This window comes from Streptococcus suis (assembly GCF_017601095.1).
Classification (GTDB): domain Bacteria; phylum Bacillota; class Bacilli; order Lactobacillales; family Streptococcaceae; genus Streptococcus; species Streptococcus suis_Z.
This window is the reverse complement of sequence record NZ_JAGFUX010000027.1, coordinates 1-3886: the sequence shown is the minus strand read 5'-3', so window position 1 is coordinate 3886 and position 3886 is coordinate 1. Positions and strand designations below refer to the sequence as shown.

The window sequence follows — 3886 nt, the reverse complement described above, 5'->3', positions numbered from 1 at the left end:
AAGTTGACAAGCTTTAATCATAGCTGGAATTTCTGTCAGAGCCAACATATTTAGATTGCTTGATAACATCCTTAGTGTATCAGGACTTATCTTGAACCTCTGACTACCAGATAGATCAATACCACCACTTGATAGAAATAGATTACGAGCCGTCGTATTAGTCGCTGACAAAGTAATATCTTCTACCCCATCAGAATTAATATCCGCCTCTGCATAATAATTTTTCTTATCCACTACTAGCCCGTACTTGTCCACCAAGTTGCCATGCTTATCAAACTGCCAAGTAGAGAGTCCATGATGATGCAAAGAATCAAGTCCCTCAATATCATTTTCCTTGTAAGGGGCAATAGCTCGTGCAATTTCAAGTGGATCACCACCATAGTTTCCTATCCAATCTTTTTCATTGCGATAGCTAACCAATATGTCAGTATTTGCTTTAGCCCAGGCTATTTCATCCTTAGTTAGCATATTCGAAGGGTTTGGGGCATTAAAGGTTGTCGCAGCCCATTGATTTTTGATGGCGACAAGTTGACCCAGATAGCCCCCTAAGGAATGCCCAGTCGTTCCGATGTTTGCTTGAGGATACTGCTTTTGAATCTTATCCGCAAAGGCTAAGGCGCTATCAACCTGACTTTGAGCCCTCGTATTAACTGAAGTTATGCCTACGGGTATACTCGAAGTGTATATATTAAGTCCGAGAATGACGCTATTCACATCTGTCTGACGGTCTTTTCCATCTCCAAAATTCGTCCCCGCATAGGCGATGGTGATCTGTGTGGTATCTACTTTGCCATCTACCACTGGCGCTACAGCCATAGCCTGCATGCCGTTGGCGGTGTTGTCTTCTACAGCGAGGACTTGGAATTTACCATCCATTATTTCTTGGGCTTGCTGTATATGGACAACATCTTTTTTTCCGCTATCTACATTATAAACACGCTCGGATAATTCATTATAATCTTTATCTGATACCGTCATATGATTACTCTCCGTAATAAACTACTTTTATATCAAAATTAGAAATAGTTTTTTTAGTTATTTTGGGATATTGAGCTATAAAGTCTCTTGTATAATAATCAAGAGATATCTCACCATCAGCACCTCGTTCATAAAACATTACCTCAAATTTATCGTCTATTTTAGCAATACTGGTGTAGTAACCTGTTTTTATATTTTCTTCAAAATTTATAAACTCAATTTTTTCAACACCTTCATAATTCTGAGCTAAATACTCCACCATTCTATCCTGCTCTTCTTTATACTTCACTTCTTTATTGCTCTCAGTCATTCCACATCCTCCTAAAATTAAAATCATTAGTGTTGCTATAATACTGATAAATAATCGATACTTTTTCATCTTACTGCTTTCCTTTCAGTTTATTACGAAACAATGAGTACAAAGTCACCATCATTCCCAAGACGATTATTAGAAGCATCTGTAAAGATAATCCCGTTTTTTTCTCGGTCAGTGACACTCCATAGCTATCATTGCGATGTACCATCGTCCTAGAAGTAAACAATAGGGGCTGGTAGGTCTCAATGATACTATCTGTCTGGATATCATGTAAAAAGAGAGCCTCCTTATCTAATCGATAAGACTGCTCAGCTTCCTCTTGCACTTCAGAAATAGATTTTTCTGTTTCTGATTGAAACAATTTTGCCAAGTCACTCTCCTGTTCGATATAACTAATTTCAGATTTTTCAGCAGTAGTCGTTAAATTAGCATCTATTTGCAATGAACCATCATTTGCATAAACCAGCTGCCCTCCAAGAAATGACAGGTAAACCAACCCACAAACTAGCCTTTTTATCATCTTAAGACTCCTTTGAAACTGTTCGATAAAGCAAAACTGTCACCCCGGTTAAGCCTAATGCTAAAGCAACCAAAAGACTAACAGATATAGAAAGTTCCCCTTGTTGATTAATATAATTACGTATCATTAATTCCAGATAATTTAATGGGGAGAATGACGCAAGAAACTTCGTTGAATATACATAATATGTATCAAATAGTTGAGTTGCTGTACTCAGGTAAAGCATTAACAGTGCGACGCCGATTAAGAAGCCAAAACTTTTCAATTTCGCTAATAACAAATTGACACCATAAGTCATATTTATGACAATAAGAGCCATTAAAAAGATAAAGAGGCTTGTCTGACCGATTGAAAAGTCTAATTTATAACCTGTAACCAGTGCAAGAATAGCACCTGACAAGAAAGATGATATTGAGAGGAATAGAACGGGACCTGTCGCATTTTTCCAAGACAGACGTTGAGTCAACTTAAATCGTTCCTGCAATCCTTGGATATCAGAATGTTGTAAAAGATACGCAATAGCTAGACTAATCAGATACCCAATCAGAATGAGCATTAAGCTGGTTCGATCATCCTGACGTGTTTCCCCGCTTGTTGAACTAGATGCAACCGACAATACAGTTTCAATTTTGGAGGCATCTACAGGATTTGAGAGGTAGTCATAAACAGCTTGATTTTTCTGATTACCCGTCTTTGTATTGCTTAATACAGTTGAAAATTGTTGAAGAAACTCTTCATTGGTCCCATACTGACCTGCCATAATTTCTTGTAATTCATTAACACGAGTGTTCAATGATTCACCATCAGTCTCTAGTGTTGTCACGTCCGTTGAGAGTTGTTGCATGCTGCTTTCAATTGTCTCGGCAACTGCCTGATTGGACTTTGTTTTTTCCATGAGACTTTGGCTTGCAGCCATCAATTCCGTCAAGTCAGAATTCATATCCATACTTACAGTGACGATATCCGTATTCTCTCGTTTTTCTGTATCAGTGAATGCCGGCTTATCTTGAAGTGTTTTCTGAATAATTGACGTTTCTTCAATCAAACTTCCCGTTTGTGATATTAAATCCGTAGTTGATGTTCGAAGCCCTTCAATTGATGCCAATAAGGAGTCAACCTCCGCTAAGCGACTTTCAATCTCATTCAATTCTTCGTCAGAAATTTTTAAATCATCCCTAAATGCCTCAACAGTTGTAGTTTTTATGAGGTTAGTAACGATTGATTTCAAATCATCACTGTTAGCTAAAGAAGCCAGAGACCCTTCAAGCGGTGTAAATGTTGTCGATAAATAACTACCTTGGGTTAAATTCAATCCATAATAAGCTGTCACTACCCCTGAAAGTTGCAGATACTCTTGAACATCCTTGTAAATTTCGCTCGACATTGACGTCGGGTCATAACTCCAATTTGATATCGAGTCTGTAACTTCATAACGTCGCTGTACCATTTTCTTTTCAGTCTCATTCGCCAACGTGATAGTGACAGTTTTTGTTGTATTTGAAGCAGTTGTTGGAGCGGTGGTTTCTGTCACCTCTGTTTCCGTCTCCTCTGTTTCCGTCGCCTCCGTCTCACTAGTTGTAGTTGCAGATGTCGTTTCTGTTGCTGGTACTGGTGTAGATTCTACCTGTGTTTCTCTACTAATTTCTTTTGGTTCTCCTGGTTTGACAACCTCTACTTCCTCTTCTGTTGTGAACGAGAAGGAAACAACGGCAGGTGTTAGTATTGAAAGTTTACTTTGATCTGTGACAGCTAGAGAATAGAAAAATTTCGCTGGTGTATCGTTCGTACTCGAAAAAGATAATTGATAGTGAGTATCACTAACTTTTACGGGATTGAACCCTTCTAAAAATAATTGAAAACCACTTGGAACGTGAATATCAACAGTCTTTAGCGATCCTTCTAGAGTTGGCAAAGCCAGTTCACGACGTTGTTCAACCTGTGATACAATCTGATTTCTTATATGATTCAACGCCTCAGATTCATATGTCGCTGAGACACTTGCTGGTAATGGTAACTTTTCTTTGTTCGCATACCAAACCATAAAAGAATTAACATTCTTCAAGTGCTGTTTA

General features: G+C 38.3%; 2 protein-coding genes and 2 pseudogenes. All 4 read right to left on the bottom strand.

Annotated features, from left to right (window positions below):
* A pseudogene (locus J5566_RS10330) lies at positions 1–978 on the bottom strand (SA1320 family protein); the annotation flags it as partial.
* Between the two features lie 4 nt (positions 979–982).
* On the bottom strand, positions 983–1357 hold the full coding sequence (locus tag J5566_RS10325; protein WP_244229032.1) for a DUF1433 domain-containing protein: 375 nt from the start codon (positions 1355–1357) through the stop codon (positions 983–985).
* A 1-nt stretch (position 1358) separates the two neighbouring features.
* A complete protein-coding gene (locus J5566_RS10320; RefSeq protein WP_208563173.1) occupies positions 1359–1814 on the bottom strand; it encodes a type VII secretion EssA family protein in 456 nt (151 codons plus the stop codon).
* Position 1815: 1 nt separating this feature from the next.
* Positions 1816–3886, bottom strand: a pseudogene (locus J5566_RS10315) (type VII secretion protein EsaA); the annotation flags it as partial.